The 22,610-nt window shown below is 62.3% G+C and carries 18 protein-coding genes and 2 tRNA genes; 4 read left to right on the forward strand and 16 right to left on the reverse strand.

Features of this window, described 5'->3' with window-relative positions:
- Positions 1-48 precede the first annotated feature (48 nt).
- A complete protein-coding gene (locus EEB12_RS15150; protein WP_241841061.1) occupies positions 49-501 on the forward strand; it encodes a hypothetical protein in 453 nt (150 codons plus the stop codon).
- Positions 502-558: 57 nt separating this feature from the next.
- Here the strand turns inward: EEB12_RS15150 and EEB12_RS15155 are convergent, their stop codons facing one another.
- The 16 genes from EEB12_RS15155 to dnaA all read right to left on the reverse strand — a co-directional run bounded on the left by EEB12_RS15155 (position 559) and on the right by dnaA (position 20,899).
- Positions 559-1,836 carry a lipase family protein gene (locus EEB12_RS15155; RefSeq protein WP_042950194.1) on the reverse strand — a complete coding sequence of 426 codons (1,278 nt, stop codon included), beginning with the start codon at positions 1,834-1,836 and terminating at the stop codon, positions 559-561.
- Positions 1,837-1,963: 127 nt separating this feature from the next.
- Positions 1,964-3,628, reverse strand: coding sequence for an alpha/beta hydrolase (locus tag EEB12_RS15160; protein ID WP_020967982.1), 1,665 nt, complete (start codon positions 3,626-3,628; stop codon positions 1,964-1,966).
- Positions 3,629-3,690: 62 nt separating this feature from the next.
- On the reverse strand, positions 3,691-4,800 hold the full coding sequence (locus tag EEB12_RS15165; RefSeq protein ID WP_003942559.1) for a hypothetical protein: 1,110 nt from the start codon (positions 4,798-4,800) through the stop codon (positions 3,691-3,693).
- Between the two features lie 270 nt (positions 4,801-5,070).
- Positions 5,071-5,143: transfer RNA gene (locus tag EEB12_RS15170), tRNA-Ala, on the reverse strand.
- 176 nt (positions 5,144-5,319) lie between these two features.
- Positions 5,320-5,393: transfer RNA gene (locus EEB12_RS15175), tRNA-Ile, on the reverse strand.
- Between the two features lie 75 nt (positions 5,394-5,468).
- Complete coding sequence (locus EEB12_RS15180) at positions 5,469-6,887, reverse strand: DUF3566 domain-containing protein (protein WP_141488046.1); 1,419 nt, start codon at positions 6,885-6,887, stop codon at positions 5,469-5,471.
- The gene (gene gyrA / locus EEB12_RS15185; RefSeq protein WP_019746215.1) at positions 6,887-9,418 is read right to left on the reverse strand and encodes a DNA gyrase subunit A; all 2,532 of its coding nucleotides are present in this window, start codon (positions 9,416-9,418) and stop codon (positions 6,887-6,889) included. The genes EEB12_RS15180 and gyrA overlap by 1 nt, the downstream gene beginning before the upstream one ends.
- An 86-nt stretch (positions 9,419-9,504) precedes the next feature.
- On the reverse strand, positions 9,505-11,541 hold the full coding sequence (gyrB, locus tag EEB12_RS15190) for a DNA topoisomerase (ATP-hydrolyzing) subunit B (RefSeq protein WP_003942515.1): 2,037 nt from the start codon (positions 11,539-11,541) through the stop codon (positions 9,505-9,507).
- A 197-nt stretch (positions 11,542-11,738) separates the two neighbouring features.
- On the reverse strand, positions 11,739-12,662 hold the full coding sequence (locus EEB12_RS15195) for an alpha/beta fold hydrolase (protein ID WP_020967979.1): 924 nt from the start codon (positions 12,660-12,662) through the stop codon (positions 11,739-11,741).
- Between the two features lie 27 nt (positions 12,663-12,689).
- Positions 12,690-13,811, reverse strand: a complete 1,122-nt coding sequence (locus tag EEB12_RS15200; protein WP_024487650.1) for a PDR/VanB family oxidoreductase — start codon at positions 13,809-13,811, stop codon at positions 12,690-12,692.
- Positions 13,811-14,722: a metal-dependent hydrolase gene (locus EEB12_RS15205; protein WP_007729174.1), complete on the reverse strand. Its 912-nt coding sequence runs from the start codon at positions 14,720-14,722 to the stop codon at positions 13,811-13,813. The genes EEB12_RS15200 and EEB12_RS15205 overlap by 1 nt, the downstream gene beginning before the upstream one ends.
- A 124-nt stretch (positions 14,723-14,846) precedes the next feature.
- Positions 14,847-15,392: a DUF721 family protein gene (locus EEB12_RS15210; RefSeq protein ID WP_003942471.1), complete on the reverse strand. Its 546-nt coding sequence runs from the start codon at positions 15,390-15,392 to the stop codon at positions 14,847-14,849.
- On the reverse strand, positions 15,385-16,614 hold the full coding sequence (gene recF / locus EEB12_RS15215; RefSeq protein WP_141488047.1) for a DNA replication/repair protein RecF: 1,230 nt from the start codon (positions 16,612-16,614) through the stop codon (positions 15,385-15,387). Before recF ends, EEB12_RS15210 begins: the two co-directional genes overlap by 8 nt.
- Positions 16,615-17,523 (reverse strand): phosphogluconate dehydrogenase (NAD(+)-dependent, decarboxylating), encoded by a 909-nt coding sequence (gene gnd / locus EEB12_RS15220; RefSeq protein WP_141488048.1) that lies wholly within the window; start codon positions 17,521-17,523, stop codon positions 16,615-16,617.
- 44 nt (positions 17,524-17,567) lie between these two features.
- The gene (gene dnaN, locus EEB12_RS15225; protein WP_007729165.1) at positions 17,568-18,752 is read right to left on the reverse strand and encodes a DNA polymerase III subunit beta; all 1,185 of its coding nucleotides are present in this window, start codon (positions 18,750-18,752) and stop codon (positions 17,568-17,570) included.
- Positions 18,753-19,336: 584 nt separating this feature from the next.
- Positions 19,337-20,899 carry a chromosomal replication initiator protein DnaA gene (gene dnaA / locus EEB12_RS15230; protein WP_003942491.1) on the reverse strand — a complete coding sequence of 521 codons (1,563 nt, stop codon included), beginning with the start codon at positions 20,897-20,899 and terminating at the stop codon, positions 19,337-19,339.
- A 780-nt stretch (positions 20,900-21,679) separates the two neighbouring features.
- On the opposite strand from dnaA, the gene rpmH reads away from it, so the two are divergent.
- The 3 genes from rpmH to yidD are packed head-to-tail and all read left to right on the forward strand — an operon-like array spanning position 21,680 to position 22,607.
- Positions 21,680-21,823 (forward strand): 50S ribosomal protein L34, encoded by a 144-nt coding sequence (rpmH, locus tag EEB12_RS15235; RefSeq protein ID WP_003942540.1) that lies wholly within the window; start codon positions 21,680-21,682, stop codon positions 21,821-21,823.
- A 26-nt stretch (positions 21,824-21,849) separates the two neighbouring features.
- Entirely contained in the window at positions 21,850-22,230 is a 381-nt protein-coding gene (gene rnpA / locus EEB12_RS15240) for a ribonuclease P protein component (protein WP_019746209.1), read from the forward strand.
- The gene (yidD, locus tag EEB12_RS15245; RefSeq protein WP_007729147.1) at positions 22,227-22,607 is read left to right on the forward strand and encodes a membrane protein insertion efficiency factor YidD; all 381 of its coding nucleotides are present in this window, start codon (positions 22,227-22,229) and stop codon (positions 22,605-22,607) included. The genes rnpA and yidD overlap by 4 nt, the downstream gene beginning before the upstream one ends.
- Positions 22,608-22,610 lie beyond the last annotated feature (3 nt).

A 22,610-nucleotide genomic window follows, 5' to 3' on the forward strand; every position in this document is an offset into this window, starting at 1 on the left:
CGTAAAACTCTCCCTGTCCCCGCCTCACTGTTATGGCACAGTGAAGTCATGACACGAGTGACCGAGTCCCTCAGCACGCAGTTGCCCGACACCTTCGATCACGCGCGCGCCCGCGTCGAGGACACCTTCGACGAGACTGCCGCCTACCTCGAAGAGACAGCGGCTCGTATCAAGGAGTCCGAGGCAGCCGACAACGCTCGCCGCATCGCCGCGGTGGTCGCCACATCGGTCGCTCGCGGCGCCGGGCAGGTCGGGTTGTTCCTGGGTCGTCAGGGCAAAGTCCTCGCCAAGAAGGGCGTAGAGCGCGCAAAGGCTATCCCCACGAAGTCCGCGGAACGCACCGAGAAGCCTCGCGGCCGCAAGCGCGTCGCCGTGTTCGTCATCGCCGGTGTCGCGGTGATCGGTGGCGCGGTGTTCTTCAAGAGCCGCCGACGCGAGCATCCGCCGGTCGCTTCCGCACCCCCTCGGCTCGAAGAGAACTCGACCGAGAAGACCGCTTAGTCGACACACGAAAAGCCCCGGAACAGATTGTGTTCCGGGGCTTTTCGATGTTCACGTTCAGCAGTTGGACGGTGCCGGGACGTTGTTGAAGCGATCGATCATGTACCCGACGGATTCGGGTGTACCCACCAGGTACGGCGTCGCATGATTGATTGCCATGCCCGGAATGATCGGGGGCAGTTCGTTGACGGAGAACTGCACCGTCGCGCCCTTGCCGCACCAGTCTCGCGCCAGTTGCTGTCCCTGGCCGAACGGAACGATGTCATCGGAGCGGCCATGCTGAATGAGTACGGGCGACTCCGGCGTCAGCTTGCCGATCTTCTGCTCGTCGAGGATTGCCTGCGCCATGGGTAGACGCGCCAGAACTGCGGAGAGTGATTCACCGGAATTGGTGAAACTCGACGACTGCTGGAAGCCGAACTGCAATCCACTTTCGGCGACGCACTGGTTCTTGGTGGCGGCCAACATCTGTCGGCCGCGATCGTTGATCTCGGCGTCGAGCAGCGGCTGAACCTCGGGGTACTGCGCAAGGATCCCGTTGAGCGCGTAGCCGATCACTCCGGTGAGGAACGTGCCGTCGACCTGCTGCAGCGTCGCCGCCAGATCGGCGGGCGGTGCACCTGCGTACGTGCCCTTGAGATCGAGCTCGGGAGCATACGACGGCTTCAATTCCGTTGCGGCAGCGGCAGCTCCACCACCTTGCGAGTAACCCCACAGTCCGACGGGGCCGTCGGCGGGAATGCCCGTGTTCGGGAGCTGCTGAGCGGCACGCACCGAGTCCAGAACCGCATGCGCTTCGGCTTCGCGGTTGACGTAGGTGTGATCGCCAGGAGTTCCGAGGCCTTCGTAATCGGTGACTACGACGGCGATGCCGTTGAGCAGCAACGTGTTCACCCAGATGGACTCGTAGCCGACCATGACGTCCGTCGGGAACTGGTACTCGATACCGGTGTTGAACAGTTTGGACGGAGCGCATTGATCGCCCTGCCCATGCGTTCCTACCGCTGCGGCAACCAGTGGACGCGCCCCCTGCCCGGTCCACGGGTTCGACGGTTCGAGGTAGGTCCCCGTCACGGCAACGGGAGCACCCTTGGCGTCCTCGCTTCGGTACATGATCTTGGTGGCGGTTGCCGGCCACGCACCGTTCGATCCGGGCACGCTCAGCAGCAGTGGTGACGGCTCACTCTTGATGAGATCTCCGTTGGCACCTGCCGGAAGCTCCGACGGCGGCGTGTAGAAATCCGCCGGCTCCGCCATTGCGGCAGGGGCCGTCACAGCACCCATGACCAGTGCCGCGACGGAAACCCCGGCCGCCCACCATGCTCTGCTCTTCACGTTTCGATCTCCCCACGCTCGCTTGCGCTGTGGCTTGGCACACAGCGAACGCAGAGTAACACATACCTCACGTAACACTTTTTCGTGAGGTTTTCGCCTTAACAGGCTGACTTACAACCCTTTACGACTACTTCGTGGGCTCCAGATTGGAGGTCAGCAGCGAACGAAGCTTGTCGGTATCAGCCGAGGTCCACGCCTCGGGGTGCAGGATCTTGGCCCACATGTCCGCTGCATCCTCGCCGTAATTGTGACCGTGCCCGGACGGGACGTCAGCCGAGAAGACCATGTCGAGGGTTACCTGCCAGAAGGTCACGAGAGGTACCCACGTCATTCCCGGATCCACGTCGCGACCCAGCGGTTCCTTGAGCCAATCCGGCTTGTTGAGCAGCAGGTCGAAGGACCACCATGTGATCGGGTCGCTGGCGTGCTGCCAGTACACGATGCGATCGTCGTCCCAGTCGGACTTCAGCTCCAGATCTTCCGGATCACCGGCAAACCGAATTGCCTGGCCACCGTCGATCACCGGCAGGATCTCCGGTGAGCCCGAGTCGCGGCTGTCCGTGATTTCCTGCCACTGAGCAGTGAAGTTGGGGGTTCCGACCCACAGTGCGCCGTCGACGCGCGTCATCATGTCCTGAGCGCCGGCAAATGCGGCCTGGCCACCGTAGGAGCCGAGGCTCTCACCGAAGACAACCAGCTCGGGCCGCGTCTCCACGGGCAGGTCGATCCACTTGGCGTACACCGCGTTGAAGAGTGCGCGACCGGCAATCATCGGCGTCTCACGGTCGGCGATGAAGGCCAACGGACTCGGAAGGAACGAGTACTGCATCGACGCGATCGCCGTGTCCCCGCCCTCGACGTACTCGAACGCCGACGCGACGTCCTCGTTCACCCAACCGCGGCCGGTGGTCGTGACAACCGCGAGGGTTCCGCGGTCGAATCCGCCGGTGCGCTCCAACTCGTCGACGACCCGCTGTGCGACACCGTTGATCGAGTCCGAGGATTCGCGTCCGGCGTACACCCGGATCGGTTGCTTCGCTTCACGTCCGGTCAATGCAGTGATCTCGGCCGCGGTGGGACCGCTGCCCATGAAGGTGCGCCCCTCCTGGCCGAGCGAATCCCAGGCCTCCGCGGACATCGGTGAACCACTGCGCTCAGCGATCAAGGGTTGTTCGATGCCGTCCGGTGTTTCGTGATCCGCACCGGAGAAACTCCAGTTCGCGAAGGCAATCAACCCGTTGTACAGCGCACCGTTCACAATGAAGATGCCGAGGGCGAAAATGACGATCAAGCTGCCGACCTTCGCCGCTTCGAGGGGAACGAACCGAAGTGCGACGGCGGTGAGCTTGTTGGTGGTGAAACGAAGACCACGGCCTGCCTCGAGCAGGATGAACCAGATTCCGAGCGAAATCAGCAGCACCAGAAGGTAATTCGCCTGATTGGTGCGAGGAGCTTCGACAAGATCGCGAACGATCTGCTGCCACCACGAACCGAGGACCAAGAACGTCGGAACCAGAATGACGGCCGCGGCCAACAAGACTCGCCAGCCGATCTTCTTGGTGCGATCCGACCACTGCGGTTCGACGCCGCACTTGCGGATCATCCAGGCAACCGTCACGCCGACGCCGTATCCCATCGCGAGCGAGATGCCCGTCGCAACGCCCTGCAAGTACCACGCGCGCGGCAACAGGGAAGGACTCATCGACCAGGTGAAGAAGACCAGAGCAAAGGCAAGCCCGACCGGGTGCAGCGTCTTGCAGTAGAGGCGCAGCCGTTCCCACACACGTTTCATGCCGGAATCGTATGCGCCCCGTGCCCGAATCAGGTCACGAAGCGCACACGCGTCCAGTCTGTTTACGGGGCGAAGCGCAAAATCGCGGCAACTGCGCCGCCGCCCGGAATGTCCTCGGCGCGAACAGCGAGGACCCGAGCACCCGTCAGGAGCGCACGACGAGCGATCTCGTCGACGACCCCGTATGTACTTCCGTTGGTCGACTCACCGGTCGTGAGAGCGCCCGTCTGGGGATCGAGACTTCCGGGTACAACGGAATCGATGTCGATGAAAACGGTGTCGACCTGTCCGTACGTCGCGGCCGTTGCCACGTCGGCGACGTCGGTTTGAGTGCGACCTTGTTCCGTGCGCACATTGAAGGTGTCCCGCACCGCCGCCAACTGCTCGGCGTGGAAATCGTCGAGCGCCGGTCGCGATCCGTCCGCCACCTCCTGCGTCGACAAGGCTTCCGGATTTCCCTCGACGGTTTTGTCGACCAGGTGACGGTACGAATTCACGGAGCGATACACCGACGCGATGGGTTCCGCAGCGGCCAGGATCAAGGGGACGTCGCGGCCGGCGAGGACACCACGGACCTCGTGATCGACTGCGCGGGCGTACTGATTGACGCGCAGCTTTCGGCTGTCCGAACCCGAGAGCCGACCGGCTTCCGTTCGGCTGTTGATCGAGGACTTACCCGCGTGATCCGCAGCGTTCTTCGGCATTCCCTGAACACGAACCTCGTCGGCCGGTTGGTCGGCGGCGATCTCGATCAATCGCACCGAACCTTCGGCGAGAGCGAGAACAAACGCCGTCTGGGGGAAGGTCACCGAACGGAGCAGTGGCTTGAGATGAAACCGATCGCTGACCGTTTCGAGCGCCTGCAGACGGTTGGGGAGGCGGAAGGTCACCAGACGCTCCGGCGTCGCGTACGTGACCAATGAGCGCGACTGGAAGCGCCAGAAATCGTCGTCGTCGTCGAGCTCTGCGTATTCGGCCTCGAACAGCTTGCGCTCGGCCGGATCCTCCACCGATGCGAGCGCCGAGCGGACCTGGTCCTTGAAGGCGATGCGCGCTTTGTCATGATCCTGCGGCGCATCTTCAGTCGGAGTCACGATGGTGATGCAGGTGGGCCCTTCCACCTCCGCGAGTGCGGCAATTTCACCGTGGCTGGGAATGTCGTTGTGAAGCACTACGAACCTCCTGAAATTGGGTTCTCCTCACGCTACGCCCGGCTGGTTATGACCACTAGACTTTCCGGAGAATTCGGGACGAACGGTCCATAGTGGGCGCTGTTCTGGCCACCCCACTCCGAGCGAACGGCATGTTCATCGCCTTCAGTGCGCCGAAAGTGCCGTTCGCTCAAAAGGGGAGGGCCACGAGTCGGGCACCGGCTGGCCGGACATCGGCACATCGGCATACAAAAACACCCTCCCGGATCCCGGGAGGGTGTTTTCTTACTGTGGAGCCTAGGAGATTCGAACTCCTGACATCTGCCTTGCAAAGGCAGCGCTCTACCAACTGAGCTAAGGCCCCGTTCGGTTTTCTGACCGGAGTCAGAGTACCTAGGTTCTATCCTGTTTCCAAATCGTGCCAAACCTTGTCTCCGCGCTGACTTTTGATCAGCTTGGTGACCCCGAGAGCTACCAGAATTCCGGCCCCGACAAGCAGGAAAACCTTCATTCCAGCAACCCTTCTTCGGCACATGGGAGTGGGCCTAGGAGGACTTGAACCTCCGACCTCTTCATTATCAGTAAAGCGCTCTAACCACCTGAGCTATAGGCCCCTGAACCGATTCCAAAGATTACCCCACCGGGCCGCTGACACCAAAACGGGCCCGGCGGAGCAATGTTTTCGCAGGTCAGTCGCGGTCGGCGAGAGTTACCTCGACGCCACCAACCAGGTCGCTGCAGAGGTTGTAGATGAACGATCCGATCGTGACGAGTGCCGTGAAAAGCACCATGTTCGCGATACCGATCAGCGCGGCGTAGCCGAACACCTGGCCGGCCGTCACCAGACCGTCGGAGCCGCCGTCGGCAACGATGTCGGTGAACGCGTTGTTCAGGCGATCCCAGACGCCCATGCCGTCGAGAACGACGTAGAGCAGTCCGACGGCCACCATCCACACGAAGAACAGCGATACCGAGATCACGGACGTGATCTTGAGCGTGGACCACGGGTCGATACGACGGATCTGGACCGTTGCGCGCAGTGGCGCACCGTCCACGACCGAGGCCGATACGGCGTGAGTTTTCTCACCCTTCACCGCAGCAGGCAACGGATGCTTGGCCTCGGAGAGGTCAGGCATGTCCTTCGGCAGATCCTTGCGATCGATGTGCCGAGTCGGCCCGTCGATCGCGGCGGCTTTTGCTTTCGGATTAGCGACGGTGGGATTGGCGACCGTGGCATTTGCAGCCTTGGGATTTGCGCCCGAGGGTGCAACAGCCTTGGCTGCCGCTGCGCCGGCGACGCCACCGGTAGCTGCGGCAGCCGCCGTGCCCGTCACGACAGGTCGCGCCGACGGGTTGCCGGCAGGACGACCTGTCTGTGCACCGGCAGCGGGGCGACCCGCCTGCGGCTGCCCCTTCGGCGCACCACCCTGCGCGGGGTTTTTGGCCGGACCACCCTGTGCCGGACCACCCTGTGCCGGGCCGGCCGCAGCAGGACGCTGCGGACCCGCAGGCGGCTTACCCCCAGCAGGAGCTGCCTGTCGACCTGCAGGAGCACCAGCGCCGGCCGGGCGCGTGATGTTGGTCTGCGGCTGACTTTGCGGAGCCTGATTCTGCGGTGCCGGAGCCTTGCCCGGGTTCTGAACAGCGGGGTTCTGAGCACTCGGGTTCTGAGCAGGAGCCTTCGGCGCCTGAGATGTCTGCCCCTGAGGCTGGCCTGACGGCTGGGGTCCCCGCTGCCACGGCGGTGCCTGGCTGCCACGAGCCTGATTGGCGACCGGTTGCGGCGGAGCCTGACCATCACCCTTCGCCGGGGTTACCGGCGCAGCCGGAGCCACAGAAGGAGCGGAAGGAGCCTGACCCTTGGCCGCACCCGCGGCGTCGGGAGCCGCAGCCGCCGGTTTCTGGGCCGAATCCGACGGGCCGCGAGGCGGCTCCGGTGCCTTGGGCGCCGGAGCTGCCTCGGAAGCTTTGGGTCCGCCGTCCGCTGGAGCTGCAGGTTTCGAGGTCTGCGGCCCCGCCGGAGCAGTTGCCTGCTCCGGCTTCGGTGGCGTCGAACCTGAAGTGCTTTCACTCTTCTGGTCACTGCCCGGCTGGTTGGGAGTGCTCACTAGGACTCCTTAGCTCCATCGGCATTGTCTGCGTTGTCGGTGGTCTCTGCAGCGAGCTCTTCGGGCTCGTCGGCGTTGCGCGCAATCGCGAGCAATGTGTCGCCTTCGCCGAGGTTCATCAGACGCACGCCCTTGGTCTGGCGTCCCGCCTTACGAACCTGCTTGGCAGCCGTCCTGATGACGCCGCCGCCCGAGGTGATCGCGTACAGCTCGTCGTCGTCGTCGACGATGAGCGCACCGACCAGAGTGCCACGTTTCTTGTCGTACTGAATCGTGAGCACGCCCTTGCCGCCGCGACCCTGCACCGGGTAATCCTCCATGCCGGTTCGCTTGGAGTAACCGCCCGAGGTGGCGACCAGGAGGAACGTTCCTTCACGAACGACGTTGAGCGAGAGCAGCTCGTCGTCACCGTTGAAACGCATGCCCTGGACACCGGAAGTGGCGCGGCCCATCGGACGCAGTGCCTCGTCGGTGGCCGAGAAGCGGATCGACTGGCCCTGTGCCGAGACGAGAAGCAGGTCGTCGTCGGCAGAGCAGAGAACAGCGCCGACCAGTTCGTCTTCACCGCGCAGGTTGATGGCGACGATGCCACCGCTGCGGTTGGAGTCGAAGTCGGTGAGCTTGGACTTCTTGACCAGACCGTTGCGTGTGGCGAGCACCAGGTATGGCGCGTCTTCGTACGTCTTGATCTGGATGACGGACTGGATGCGCTCGTCCGGCTGGAAGGCCAGGAGGTTGGCAACGTGCTGACCGCGAGCGGTACGGCTCGCCTCGGGCAGCTCGTAAGCCTTCGCGCGGTAGACGCGGCCCTTCGTGGTGAAGAACAGCAGCCAGTCGTGCGTCGAGGTGACGAAGAAGTGCGAAACGATGTCGTCCTGCTTGAGGCCGGCACCCTGAACACCCTTGCCGCCGCGCTTCTGTGATCGGTAGAGATCGGTCTTGGTGCGCTTGGCGTAACCGGTCTCGGTGATCGTGACGACGACGTCTTCGCGGGCGATCAAATCCTCGTCGTTGACGTCTCCGTCGGCGGCGATGATGCGGGTACGACGGTCGTCGCCGTACTTGTCGACGATTTCCTTGAGCTCGTCACGAACGATCGCGCGCTGACGCTCCGGGCGAGCCAGAATGTCTTCGAGGTCCGCGATTTCGAGTTCGATCTCGGCCAATTCGTCGACGATCTTCTGACGCTCGAGGGCGGCCAGACGACGCAGCTGCATGCCGAGGATGGCGTCGGCCTGGATCTCGTCGACGTCGAGGAGTTCCATCAATCCGGCGCGAGCGATGTCGACGGTCTGCGACGCACGGATCAAGGCGATGACCTCGTCCAGAGCGTCGAGCGCCTTGACCAGACCGCGCAGGATGTGGGCGCGCTCCTGTGCCTTGCGAAGCAGGTACCTGGTACGACGAACGATGACCTCGAGCTGATGCGTCGTGTACAGACGGATCATCTGGTCGAGGCGCAGCGTGCGCGGCACTCCGTCGACGATGGAGAGCATGTTGCAGCCGAAGCTGGTCTGCAGCTGGGTGTGCTTGTAGAGGTTGTTCAGCACGACCTTGGCAACGGCGTCACGCTTGACGGTGACGACGATGCGCATGCCGACGCGGTCCGAGGACTCGTCGTGGATGTCGGAGATGCCACCGATCTTGGCGTCACGAACCTGCTCCGCGATGGAGGTGATCAGGTTGTCCGGGTTGACCTGGTAGGGCAGCTCGGTGATGACGATCGTGGTGCGGCCCTTGGCATCTTCCTCGATCTCCACGACGCCGCGCATACGGACGGAGCCACGGCCGGTGGTGTAGGCATCCTGGATGCCCTGTCCACCGACGATGAGCCCGTGCGTCGGGAAGTCGGGTCCCTTGATGCGCTCCATGACGGCCGCGAGGGTGGCTTCCTCGTCCGCCTCGAAGTTCTCGAGCGCCCAGTAGATGGCCTCGGCAACTTCACGCAGGTTGTGCGGCGGAATGTTGGTGGCCATACCGACGGCGATGCCGTTGGAACCGTTGATCAGAAGGTTCGGGATACGGCTGGGCAGAACCGTCGGTTCCTGCGTCTTGCCGTCGTAGTTCGGGGTGAAATCGACTGTCTCGTGGTCGATTTCGCGCAGCATTTCCATCGCGAGCGGCGTGAGCCTGCACTCGGTGTAACGCATGGCGGCTGCGCCGTCGTTGCCGCGGGATCCGAAGTTTCCCTGACCGTCGACGAGCGGGTAACGCAGTGACCACGGCTGGGCCATACGGACCAACGTGTCGTAGATCGAGGAGTCGCCGTGGGGGTGGTAGTTACCCATGGTCTCGGCGACCGGTCGGGCAGACTTCACGTATCCGCGGTCTGGGCGATATCCGTTGTCGTACATCGCGTAGAGCACGCGGCGGTGCACCGGCTTGAGTCCGTCGCGGACATCCGGCAGAGCGCGACCGACGATGACGCTCATGGCGTAGTCGATGTAGCTGTTCTGCATTTCCTGCTGGATGTCGACCGGTTCGATCCGGTCGTGTTGCGGACCGTCCGGTGGCAACGTGGTGTCGGTCATGAGCTCACTTTCTTAAAAGAGGGGGCAAGCCCCTGTGCGCGGAAAAGGAGTCCGGGGACTCCGCAACCGCTCACAGGGCCGCAGGCCTACACGTCGAGGAAACGAACGTCCCGGGCATTGCGGGTGATGAAGCTGCGTCGTGCTTCGACGTCTTCGCCCATCAGCACGCTGAACAGCTCGTCGGCAGCAGCCGCGTCGTCGAGCGTGACGAGACGCAGAACGCGCACCGTCGGGTCCATCGTGGTTTCCCACAGCTCCTTGGCGTTCATCTCGCCGAGGCCTTTGTAGCGCTGGATGCCGTCGTCCTTGTTGATCTTCTTGCCGGACTCGAGGCCTGCCTTGACCATCGCGTCGCGCTCGCGGTCGGAGTACGCGAATTCCGGCTGCGCACCCTTCTGCCACTTGAGCTTGTACAGCGGCGGCTGCGCGAGGTAGACCTTGCCGTGCTCGACGAGCGGCCGCATGAAGCGGAACAGCAGCGTGAGCAGCAGCGTTGCGATGTGCTGACCGTCGACGTCGGCGTCGGCCATGAGCACGATCTTGTGATAGCGCAACTTGGCGATGTCGAACTCGTCGTGGATGCCCGTGCCGAACGCGGTGATGATCGACTGGACTTCGGTGTTCTTGAGGACGCGATCGATACGCGCCTTCTCCACGTTGATGATCTTTCCGCGAAGCGGGAGGATCGCCTGGTACATCGAGTCTCGGCCGGACTTGGCCGAGCCGCCTGCGGAGTCGCCCTCCACGATGTAGATCTCGGACTTCTCCGGATCGTTGGAGCGGCAATCGGCGAGCTTGCCTGGCAGGCCACCGAGGTCGGTCGCACTCTTGCGACGGACCAGCTCACGCGCCTTACGTGCGGCAACGCGGGCCTGCGCCGACGAAACAGCCTTGTTCACAATGGTTTTCGCGTCGGCGGGGTTCGCCTCGAACCAGTGCGCGAGGTGCTCGTTGCACGCCTTCTGTACGAAGGACTTGACCTCGGTGTTGCCGAGCTTGGTCTTGGTCTGACCCTCGAACTGGGGTTCACCGACCTTCACCGAGATGATGGCCGCGAGTCCTTCACGGATGTCGTCACCGGTGAGCTTGGGATCCTTGTCCTTGAGCAGCTTCTTTTCGAGCGCGTACTTGTTGACCGTTGCGGTCAGTGCGGCGCGGAAGCCCTCTTCGTGGGTACCACCCTCGTGGGTGTTGATCGTGTTGGCGAAGGTGTGCACGGACTCCGAGTAGCCGGAGTTCCACTGCATTGCGACCTCGAGCTCGTGGCCGGTGCCCTTGGCGGTGAATCCCACGACCGAGTTGTGGATCGGGGTCTTGCTCTTGTTGATGTGCCGGACGTAGTCCTCGAGTCCACCGGGGTAGTGGTAGATACGGGTCTTGGACTTACGCGGCGCTGCCTGAGCAGCTTCTTCGGCTTCTTCGGCAGCAGACTTGGGAGCCTCGGCCACCTCGGCGGCTTCGTCGTCGATGACCTCGGCGCGCTCGTCGGTCAGCGTGATGGTCAGGCCCTTGTTGAGGAAGGCCATTTCCTGCAGACGACGCGCAACGGTCTCGAAGTTGTAGCGGGTGGTCTCGAAGATCTCGGGATCAGCCCAGAAACTGACGGTGGTGCCGGTCTCCTTCGTCGGGTCGCCCTGTACGAGCTCTCCCGGCTTGGAATCGGTGTACGTCTGCTGCCACCGGTAGCCGTCGACCTTGATGTCGACGTCGAGCCGGGTGGAGAGCGCGTTGACCACCGAGATACCGACGCCGTGCAGACCACCGGAGACGGCGTAGGAGTCGGAGTCGAACTTGCCGCCGGCGTGCAGCTGGGTCAGCACGACCTCGACGGTGGGAACTCCGGAGGCGTGCATGCCGACCGGGATGCCACGGCCGTCGTCGATGACGCGGATTCCGCCGTCTTCGAGGAGGGTGACCTCGACCTTGGTGGCGTGTCCGGCCATCGCCTCGTCGACCGAGTTGTCGACGACCTCCCAAATGAGGTGGTGCAGGCCGCGTTCACCGGTGGAACCGATGTACATGCCTGGACGCTTACGTACCGCCTCGAGTCCTTCGAGGACGGTGATGGACGACGCGTTGTAGTCCTTGCTGGAAGTGCTTGTATCTGACTTCTGGGCAGCCACGGGTGGGTAGCTCTCCTTCTCCGTCAATACTCGAGCGCAGCCGTCAGCAAGCCCTTGCGGGTGTCGTCGGAGCGGGTTCGAGAATGTTGCCGCTAGTTACCGTTGACCATCTTACTGGTAAGCACCGACTAGAAGCGGCCAATGACACCCCTGGCTGCGCCGCAGACGAATTTTTACGATCCCCTGAAGGTGAAACGCTAGGAACTTTGCTTCTCCGAGCGACGCTCTCTCAGGCTCGCGATAAATGCCCGCGCATGTTCGGCAACCTCGCTCGGATGTGAAAACGGCGACCAGTGTCCCGCGGCAATTTCACGTCGCTGCAGGTCGGAGACCCATTTTTCGGTGTCTTCGTATCCCACCGGACGAACGGCTTTGTCGTACTTGTTCAGAATGAGCTGAACAGGCACGTCCGTGTACCGATCCCGCGGCTTGCCGAGAGACGGCCGGATGTTCGCGCGATAAAGCTTGAGTCCGTTCACCATGTCGTCGGCGATGGTGGGCGCGGTGTTGACCACACGAGGGTCCAGACCGTCGAAGAAGCCCAGAAATGCCGGCCAGTGCTTGGAGAACCACAGACGCAACGGGAGGGTGCACAGCCCGGGAATCTGGAACAGAACGGTGTAGGCCGACGCAATTCCCTGCGCCGCCGGGCCGAGGAAACGACGCTTGGACACGCTCGCCCGGATCCACTTGCCGAGATGATCGAGATTGGGGCCCGAGATGGACGAGAACGACGCGATCTTCTCTTCGGCACCCGGCTCGCAGACCGCTTCCCACGTTTCCACGGATCCCCAGTCATGTGCCAGGACGTGCACCGGCTTGCCCGGGCTGACCGCGTCGATGACGGCAAAAAGATCGCCGGCCAGTGCGCTCAGTTGGTAGTCCTGCACCCTCGAGGGGATGGTGCTCTCACCGGCCCCGCGGCTGTCGTAGCTGACGACGCGGAAGTCGTCTGCCAGCAAAGGCACGATGCGGTTCCACAATTCATGGGTGTCGGGCCAACCATGCACCAGGACGATGGTCTCGCCGTCTGCCTTGCCCTGCTCGAACACTGCCAGGCTGACGGAACCGTTGGTCACGCGACGCGCGGTCACGGCATGGACAGGAGAGTGCTTCGACATTGTCGAACCCTTCGGAGTCGGGAATATCTAGAGATCGAGAACGAGACGTCCACCATCGGAACGGGATACGCAGATGAGCATCTCCGTTTCCTGTTCGGTGTCGGTCAGACGCCTTTCACGGTGATCGGGCTTGCCCGCGAGTACCTTCACACGACAGGTTCCGCAGAAACCCTGCTGACACGAGTACCCGACACCGGGCAATGTCTTCTTGATGACGTCGAGCGCGGACTCGTCGGCGGGCACGGTGAGCACCTGACCCGAATTGACCAGCTGCACTTCGAATTCCTTGCCGTCGATCACCGGCGGAGCCCCGAACCGCTCGAAATGCAAAGCGGTGGAGGGTGTATCGCGGAATCCGCGGCGAACGGCGTCGAGCATCGGCGTCGGGCCGCAGCAGTACACGGCGCCGCCGACTGGTGCTCGTCCGAGAAGGTCTGCGGTGGTGGGCAATCCGAACTCGTCGTCCGGGCGCACGAAGACACGCTCGGGTTCCCAGCTCGCGATCTCGTCGAGGAACGGCATGGATTCACGCGAGCGGCCCGAGTACACGAAGTACCAATCCATTCCCAATTCTCTTGCCGCACGGACCATTGCGATGATCGGCGTGATACCGATGCCGCCGGCAACAAACAGCGCGCTGCCTTCTCCGACAAACGGGAAGCCGTTCCGAGGGCCGCGTACCGTGACGTGCTCACCCGGCTGGAGAGCGTGCATCTCGATGGAACCGCCACCGCCGTCGGGGATCCGACGAACCGCGACGCTGTATCCCGTGCGATCGGCAGGGTCGCCGCACAGCGAATACTGACGCCGCAGACCCGAAGGTAGATGGAAGTCCAGGTGCGAACCCGGATGCCACGGCGGAATCGGTGAACCGTCGGCGGATTCGAAGCGCAGGCGAACGACGTTCTCGTCGGTCGCCACCACCTCACGCGTACTGACCACCATGTTCATGGCCGTGTCGGGGTTGTGGCCAGCGATCTCGGGGTTGTAGTCGTAGGCCGTCAACACCCGAAGGTACTTGTCCGCCAATAACTCCGTGATGCGCATGGCACGGTCGGGACGGTTCTTTCCGGACAAATCGGGTGGCGCCGGAAAACGCGGCAACCCGTCGTGCCCGGAGATGACGTCCTTGACCCTCGAGAGTGAAATCACCGTGCAGCCGCCTGAGCTGCGGGTGACGACGCCAGGTACTGCACCGCCTGGGCGGTCGAGCCCTCGTTACTGGGGTGATAGGACTTGCTGAAGTACGTCGACATCCGCTTGACCAGCTCGAACGACGTGGGAACTGTGCCACGCTTTCCGGCCGCGATGAAATCGGACAGGTGGGGCCGTCGACGGCTGGGAGCCTGAGCGGCAAGCTCGGGATCGTTGCGCATCAAGAACCGGGTTCCACGAATCCACAGCCACACGATTGCGGGCGTGACGAGGATCTGGGTACGGATCCGGCGGGTCTCACGCTTGTCGAAGTAGCGCATCACGTCGTACGCGACGGCGCGGTGTTCGACTTCTTCTGCGCCGTGCCAGCGAAGAAGATCAAGCATGGTCGGGTGCATGCCGGCTTTGTCGAGCCCCTTGGCGTTGAGCACCCAGTCGCCGAGGAAAGCAGTGATGTGTTCGATGGCCGCGATGATCGCCAAGCGCTCCACCAGGTGATTCTCGGCGCGCAGACCTGTCATCGGGCGCGGTCCGAGCAGTTTCGAGAATGCCCACTCCATCTGCTGGGTGTACGGCGTCGGATCGAGGCCGTTTTCCTTGAGATGGACGAGGACACCCGAGTGCGCGTTGGAGTGCATCGCCTCTTGGCCGATGAATCCGACGACGTCTTCACGGAGTTTCTCGTCCTCGATCAGAGGAAGAGCTTCCTTGAAAGTCTCGACAAACCATTCCTCACCGGCGGGGAGGAGAAGGTGAAGCACGTTGAGAACGTGTGTGCTGAACGGATCGCCCGGAATCCAGTGCATGGGCAGATCGGACCAGTCGAACTCGACATTGCGAGCCTGCAACAGGATGTGATCCGGCTCGGCGAACGACGAAGCGGGTGTCGATATCTTCTGCGACATCTAGCTACTCCTTCATGCCTGCCGATCGGTAGGGAACGACAGCCTTGTGACACAGTTCACTCACTAGCGAGTTTTAACTGTAACACGAAGTAATAGGTAGAACCAGGTCCTGGTTGAGTTTTCCTCAGCCGTACGTATCGCGAGGTCCGCGGCCTTTCACATGCCTTTCACCCTTGCGCCAGCTAGGCGCACTCGGACCGGTGATGCGCAGTGTCTTCACGACGCCGTCACCGACGGCAGCAGCGATCTTGGCCAGAATCTGGGACTGCATCATGCGCAACTGGGTAGCCCACGCCGTCGACTCGGCGGAGATGCTGAGAACACCTTCTTTCAGAGAGATCGGCTCGGCGTGCGCGGAGATGTCTTCACCGACGACCTGCGGCCACCGACCGAGGACCGTGCCCTCGGACACCTTGGGGGACCACCCACGCGATTTGGAGATAGCGCTGGTGAGAGCGCCGAACGGCTGAGGGTCCCGCGCATCCGGGCCGGGGCCGGACCAACCGCTGCGTCGACGCGGGCGGCCACTTCCGTATTTGGGCGACGAGCGCCCCTGCCCGACGGCCTTGCCGTTGGCTTTGGCTGTCGCGCGTGCCTCCTCGAGGGCACGGCGCGCCAGATCGATCCCCTTGAGCTCGGGCTCCGGGGCCGCGCTGCTGTCTTCAGTCATCGAACTCGACCTCCTGATCCGTCGAGCCTACGGGCACTATCCGGGATATCCGACCGTCTCCGGTATCGGAGGCTACGACGCCGAACTTGGCCGCCTCGAGTTCGTCCGGTACGTCCTCGGGAACGGCGGCCGTGATCAGCACCTGTTCTGCGGTAGCCGCAACGGTGGCGAGCGCACGACGCCGACGACGGTCCAATTCCGCGAATACGTCGTCGAGCATCAGGACCGGGTCGCTGCCGTCCGCACGCAACAGGGCAAAACCTGCCAGTCTCAGCGAAAGCGCGAACGACCACGATTCACCATGACTGGCAAAACCTTTCGCCGGACTGTCGCCGAGAACCAGCTCCAGGTCGTCCCGATGCGGACCGACCAGACACACTCCGCGATCGATTTCCTTCGACCTCATCTGTGCCAACTCGAGATGGAATCTCTCCTCGAGGTATGCAACGTCGTCGATTCCGGAAATCCTTGCAGGATCGGTGAATTCGGGATCCAACGACGAACCCAGGCTGCTCTTGTATCGGATCGACGCCGGCCGGGACTCGGGTGCGATGGAACGATACGACTCCGCCAGGTGGGGCGCCAGATCATGGACCAACTCGAGGCGCCCGGCCAACAATTGTGCGCCGTGAGCGGCCAGATGCCCGTCCCACACCTCCAGGGTTGAGAGGACGTTGTCGGACTCGCCACCACGAGAACCGCGGCGCAAAGCCGCACCAGCAGTTTTGAGTAGGGCTGAGCGCTGACGCAGCACTTTGTCGTAATCCGCACGGACGGCAGCCATTCGGGGAATCCGCGACGTCAACAACTCGTCGAGATAGCGCCGACGATCACCAGGATCACCGCGAACCAACGACAGATCTTCCGGCGCGAACATCACCGACTGCAGAATTCCCAGTACTTCCCGCGGACGACGCGTCGGCGACTGATTTATCCTGGCGCGGTTGGACTTTCCCTCGATCAGTTCGACGTCGATGGTCAGTTCGCGCCCGTTGTTGACCACCGTTGCACCGGCAAAAGCACTGGCGGAACCGCTGCGGATCATCGGTGCATCCGTGGACACTCGATGAGAGGACAGCGTGGACAGATACCCCAGTGACTCGAGGACGTTGGTTTTACCGTGCCCGTTCGAACCGAGGAAGACAGTTGTTCCCGGCGTGAGGTCCAGCGTCAGCGAATCCCAGGATCGGAAGTCCCGCAGCGAAAATCTACGAACGAACACTTAGCTTCCAGAAGCCGAATTCTTGGGCGAAGCGCTCTTGACCGCGTGACCACCGAACTGATTACGCAAGGCTGACACCGCCTTCATGGCCGGTGAATCATCCTGTCGTGAAGCAAATCTCGCGAACAGAGCAGCGGAGATTACGGGAGCAGGGACAGCGTGCTTGATAGCTTCCTCTACCGTCCAGCGGCCCTCACCGGAATCCTCGGTATAGCCCGTGATCTGCGCAAGCTCCGGATCCTCCTCGAGGGCGTCGACAAGCAGATCGAGCAACCACGAACGTACGACGGTTCCCTTCGACCAGGCTCGAAGCACACCGGGAACGTCCGCGATCAGGCTTTCCGCCTCGAGGAGCTCGTACCCCTCGGCATACGCCTGCATCAGGCCGTATTCGATGCCGTTGTGCACCATCTTCGCGTAATGACCAGCACCGACGGGACCGGCGTGGACAAAGCCGTCTGCAGCGTCGCCGTCGGGGCGAAGGGCGTCGAAGATCGGCATTGCCTTCGCCACGTCGGGCTCGGATCCGCCAACCATCAGGCCGTAGCCGTTCTCACGGCCCCAGATGCCACCGGAGACACCGCAGTCGAGGAAACCGATCCCACGGGCGCCCAGAAGCTCGGCATGGACAGCATCGTCGGTGTAACGCGAGTTCCCACCGTCGATGACCAGATCGCCACCCTCGAGGGCATCCGCCAGATCGGCAATGGTGCTCTGGGTGATTTCACCGGCCGGAACCATCACCCAGACGACTCGAGGTCCCTCGAGGGAAGCAGCGAGTTCGGCAAGTGACCCGACATCGGTGACTTCCGGTCGAGGGTCGTATCCGATCACCTCGAGGCCATGCGCGCGCAAGCGCTCACGCATGTTGAAACCCATCTTGCCGAGACCTACGAGTCCGATCTTCATACTGTTCTCCCTGGTCAGGCGCGAACTGAAGTGCGGGGTACCACTCAGCCCGGGAGGCGAACCGGCATCAGCAGGTACGTGTACTCGCTCGAGGGCGCAGCGAAGTTACCGGACTCGTCTGCCGTGGGCTCTTCCTCGGCCGCGGGGCGAAGAACAGCCGGACGGCTGGGAGTGGTGAAGCCGAACAGAACGTTTTCGCTGTGAAGCGAGTTCAACCCGTCAATCAGGTAACCGGGGTTGAACGCAATGGTGAGTGCTTCGCCCTGGAACGACGCGTTGAGTGTCTCTTCTGCGCGGCCGGCGTCGTCGCCACCCGCAGAGAGGAGCAGACCGTCAGCGGAGAACTGCATGCGAACCTGTGCGCCGCGCTCGGCGACGAGTGCTACACGCTTGATGGCCTCGATGAGAGGCGTGACCTCGACCGTTGCCATCGCGGTGTGCTGAGCAGGCAGCAACTGACGGAACTTCGGGAACTCGGCGTCGAGGAGGCGCGTCGTGGTGCGGCGTCCGTCGTTGACGATGCCGAGGAGTCCGTCGTTTCCGATGGTCGTACCGGAACCGAGAGCCAACTCGACCGGCGAATTTGCATTGCCGGCAAGCGTTTTCGCGGACTCGGACAGAGTCTTCGCAGGGATGAGAACAGCAGCCTGGACGTCAGGGTTTGCCGGAGTCCACTCGAGTTCACGAACGGCGAGACGGAAGCGGTCGGTAGCGGCGAGGACGATCGAATTCTGTTCGATCTCGACACGGATACCCGTGAGCATCGGAAGGGTGTCGTCCTTGCCCGCTGCAACGGCTACCTGGCTGATGGCTTCGGAGAACAGGTCGACGGGAATGGACCCGGACTGCTGCGGAAGCGTCGGAAGCTGGGGGTAGTCCTCGACTGGCATCGTGGGCAGGGAGAACTTGGCGCTTCCGCACGAGATGAGCACGCGCGTGCCCTCGAGGGTCACATCGACCGGCTTGTTGGGAAGCGATTTGGTGATATCGGCAAGGAGGCGTCCGGAGACGAGTGCCTGACCTGCAGTGGTGACATCTGCCGAGACGCGGACCTGCGCAGATACCTCGTAGTCGAACCCGGAAACGGTGAGGCCGGCTTCGGTTGCGTCGAGAAGAACTCCGCCGAGAACCGGCACAGGCGGCCTCGAGGGCAGGCTACGAGCAACCCACGCTACTGAATCAGCGAACTCTTCCCGGGAAACGCGAAACTTCAGGCTTCCAAGCTCCATCGCCGGGTTATTCCTCTCGGTAGGCATGTTCGTCTGCTGCGGATCTGCATCAGCTCACTTGAAGTCTGACACAGACCAAGCGATGCCCACCGTATGCCCTCGAGGGCGCAAGTGGAAAGCCGAAGCCGGGACGAGCGCAGCCTGAGGCGAGGTTCTCAACAGGAGTTGTCCCCAGAACTATTTTCAAAGAGCTTTTCCTAGGAAATTCTCAGTAGTAGTAATAAGTCCTGTGCAATCTGTGGAGCAACGGTTGTCGACGCTGGTAGGTCCCCTCGAGGGCCTGTGCACTTCTCGAGGACAGACTCGAGGACCAATCGACCCCCTCTGTGCACTCTCTGAAAGTTTTCGGATTCCTCCTCGAGAACTCCACAGACTTTCGGAGTTATCAACACAGTTATCCACAGATGTGAATACTTTTCACAAGAAACGAAGAGTTTGTTCTCATCGGCGTGTCCGACTCCGGCGTGTCGTCCCTCGAGGTGGACAACCGCCCTCGAGGGGACCGCACGTGGAACCCTTCGAATACACCGATGCCGCTCGAGGGAACCTCTGCCTCGAGCGGCATCGATCGAAATAAGTGCAGGTCAGCGCTTGGAGCGCTGCTTGATCCTTGCGGTCAACTCCTGAACCTGGTCGTACACCTTGCGGCGTTCCGTCATTTCCTTACGGATCTTCTTGTCGGCGTACATGACCGTCGTGTGGTCACGGCCGAACGTCTGACCGATCTTCGGCAATGACAAATCAGTGAGCTCACGGCACAAATACATCGAGATCTGGCGGGCCTGAGCGAGCGGCCGGGCCTTACCCGGCCCACACAGGTCGTCGATCGACATGTTGAAGTATTCGGCCGTCACCGCCATGATCGTCGCCGCGTTGATCTCGAGGCTCGACGAATCGGGCATCAGATCGCGCAGGACCACCTCGGCCAACGTCAGATCCAACGGCTGGCGGTTGAGCGAGGCAAAAGCGGTGACGCGGATCAACGCGCCCTCGAGTTCACGAATGTTGCGCTCGATACGGCTGGCGATCAGCTCGAGGACGTCGTGCGGGACCTCGAGGCGATCCATCCTCGCCTTCTTGCTCAGAATCGCGATACGCGTCTCGAGCTCAGGCGGCTGAACGTCGGTGATCAGGCCCCATTCGAAGCGCGTCCGCAGACGCTCCTCGAGGGTTGCCAACTGCTTGGGCGGACGGTCCGAGGAGACGACGATCTGCTTGTTCGCGTTGTGCAAGGTGTTGAAGGTATGGAAGAACTCCTCCTGGATACCTTCCTTGCCTTCGATGAACTGGATGTCGTCGACCAGCAGGACGTCCGTTTCCCGGTATCGACGCTTGAACGCGACCTTGCGGTCGTCACGAAGACTGTTGATGAAGTCGTTGGTGAATTCTTCGGTCGAGACGTACTTGACCCGCATGCCGGGGAACAGTCGCTGTGCGTAGTGGCCGGCGGCGTGAAGAAGGTGCGTCTTGCCCAGGCCCGAAGCTCCCCAGATGAACAAGGGGTTGTACGCACGCGCCGGCGCCTCCGCGATCGCGACGGCAGCGGCATGAGCGAATCGGTTGGACGATCCGATCACAAAAGTGTCGAAGGTGTACTTCGCGTTGAGACTGTTCGCGCCGGACCCAGAAGCAGAAGGAGTAGCGGGCGGCTTCGTGAAGTACGACGGCCACGATTCGTGAACGCTCGCGAGTGCTTCGCGGTCGTCGTCGACTTCTTCGGTCTCGGCAGTCTCGGAGTCCGAAGGTTCTCCGTCGCCTTCGGTGAATCTGCGCCGACGGTATGCGCCCGATGAGTTGACCGACTCGAACTGACGGCTGCCCGTGCGCTCCTCGACCGGTTCGGCGGGTGCGTCGGCATCGTCTTCGAGTGCGATGCGGACACCGAGTCCCTCGACCTGGCCGCCGAGGTGGCGTCCGAGTGCCTGCAGGATCGGCTCGCGTAGATCGCGCTCGATCGTCTCTTGAGCAAATGGCGATGGAACCGAGAGGAGTGCAAAACCCTGAGCAAGTGTGAGAGGCCTCACCAGACGGACAAATGCCTTCTGCTTGCTGCTCAAAGCCGGAAGATTACTTCCGGGGTCATCACTCGTGAGTTCTGCAACCACGTCGACCCAGACCCGTGCGAGCGCGTTGGGATCGTCGTTCACGTGGTTCCTTCCCGTGTTTCGCCGACAGTGGGTGTGCTGCAGCTGCCGAGCGTATGGCTGCGGCGTCGAATGATTCGGTGGATTACCACCCGGGGTGAGAACCCCGTAACAGGCTACGAATATGCCACCTGGGCTGTGTTTCCACACAATTATCCACAGATGTGGACAAACCTGCACTGAGTCGGTTTTTTCGTCAACCAAATTCGTCAAAGTGATCGAGAAATTGATCTACCTGCAACTTTGTCGGAACTCGAGGCGTTCGCCACTTGGTGTCGGGGATGCGTCAACACTCACAGCCCTGTGGATGAATGTGGAAACTCGGGATTCGGGGTCGCGTCCGGCGCTCGTGCCCGTATGTGCTGATGAGGCCTTGTCGAGAGCATGCGCCGGTGGAACTGTCCGGGTTGCCTTCGGGTCACCTGCAGTCCGTAGCGGAACTGTTGCCAAGGTCACACTTGCTGCCGCGCTCGAGGTCACGGCCGTATGCACACCGCGAATGGAATCTGCGGAATTATGGAAGTATCGGCGTGTCGCCGTGGTTGCCGCGGGAGGGCTCCGAATCGGGCTGGTTTGACCTTGGCAACGGTGGTAAGTAACCTCGAACGGTCACCCGCTGGTGGTGATCGCTTCGTGCTGGCTACATATGTCAGGTCGGATCGGTCTTCCAAGCCACAACGAGTGAAGTTGATTGTTCTGTACCTGTTGGATCCAAAGGCGCCGTAAGGCGTCGATCACTGAATGACGCCGGGAGGCGTCAATGAACTTCGAGGAGTGTTGACCGTGGCCAAGGGCAAGCGGACGTTCCAGCCGAATAATCGCCGCCGCGCGCGTGTTCACGGCTTCCGTCTTCGTATGCGTACCCGTGCGGGTCGTGCAATCGTTTCGGCGCGTCGCCGTAAGGGCCGCGATTCCCTCACCGCCTGATCTGATTTCGAGTTCAGGAGCTCGGGGTGTTGCCTGAGCCGTCTCGGTTGCGTCGTCACGCGGATTTCTCCGTGGCGGTGCGACGCGGGCGTCGTATGGGAAGACGCGACCTTGTCGTGCACGCGTTCGATCGCGAGCAAGTAGAGGCGCTGGTAGTAACAAATCACGGTCCCCGTTTCGGGCTGATCGTGAGCAAGGCTGTCGGGCCGGCGGTGATTCGACATCGAGTCGCACGCCGGCTTCGTCATATCTGTGCAGATTTCGTCGGGCAGGTTTCGCCGGAGACGGACGTGGTTATCCGCGCACTTCCGGGCGCAGCTACCGCCAGTTCAGCCGAACTGGCCAAGCAGTTGCGTGGGGGCCTGACCAAAATGAACCTATTGGTGTCGGTAAGTGAAGAGCCATGAGTACTCCGCTCTCTGAGCAGATCGAGACTCCCAGAGCCTCCCGTGTCATCACGGTGTTGAAGGCTGTGCGTCGCGCTCCCGCCACTGTTCTCATCTTCTGTATCGAGTTGTACCGGACGTATGTGTCGCCCTTGAGGATGCCGACCTGCCGGTTCACCCCTACCTGCAGTGAATACGCGGTCGAAGCGCTGCGCACTCACGGGGCGATCAAAGGCCTTTTCTTGACTGTGGTGCGGTTGGCGAAGTGTGCCCCCTGGCATTCTGGAGGGTGGGACCCTGTCCCTGCCCGTCGTGACCGTGATGCGGGTAGCCGCCATAGCTGTCCGGAAGCACGCGCAGCGTGTCACAGTCCGACGGACGAACAGAGGAGTACTTAGAGC

Origin of the sequence: Rhodococcus sp. WS1 (genome assembly GCF_003797745.1) — a bacterium.
Lineage (GTDB): Bacteria > Actinomycetota > Actinomycetes > Mycobacteriales > Mycobacteriaceae > Rhodococcus_F > Rhodococcus_F erythropolis.

Coding starts and splice junctions, on each gene's coding strand:
- EEB12_RS15150 (WP_241841061.1), top strand. CDS start 49: ATGACACGAGTGACCGAGTCCCTCAGCACGCAGTTGCCCGACACCTTC.
- EEB12_RS15160 (WP_020967982.1), bottom strand. CDS start 3,628: ATGAAACGTGTGTGGGAACGGCTGCGCCTCTACTGCAAGACGCTGCAC.
- gyrA (WP_019746215.1), bottom strand. CDS start 9,418: ATGACCGACACCACGTTGCCACCGGACGGTCCGCAACACGACCGGATC.
- EEB12_RS15195 (WP_020967979.1), bottom strand. CDS start 12,662: ATGTCGAAGCACTCTCCTGTCCATGCCGTGACCGCGCGTCGCGTGACC.
- EEB12_RS15205 (WP_007729174.1), bottom strand. CDS start 14,722: ATGTCGCAGAAGATATCGACACCCGCTTCGTCGTTCGCCGAGCCGGAT.
- EEB12_RS15210 (WP_003942471.1), bottom strand. CDS start 15,392: ATGACTGAAGACAGCAGCGCGGCCCCGGAGCCCGAGCTCAAGGGGATC.
- gnd (WP_141488048.1), bottom strand. CDS start 17,523: ATGAAGATCGGACTCGTAGGTCTCGGCAAGATGGGTTTCAACATGCGT.
- dnaN (WP_007729165.1), bottom strand. CDS start 18,752: ATGGAGCTTGGAAGCCTGAAGTTTCGCGTTTCCCGGGAAGAGTTCGCT.
- yidD (WP_007729147.1), top strand. CDS start 22,227: ATGAGTACTCCGCTCTCTGAGCAGATCGAGACTCCCAGAGCCTCCCGT.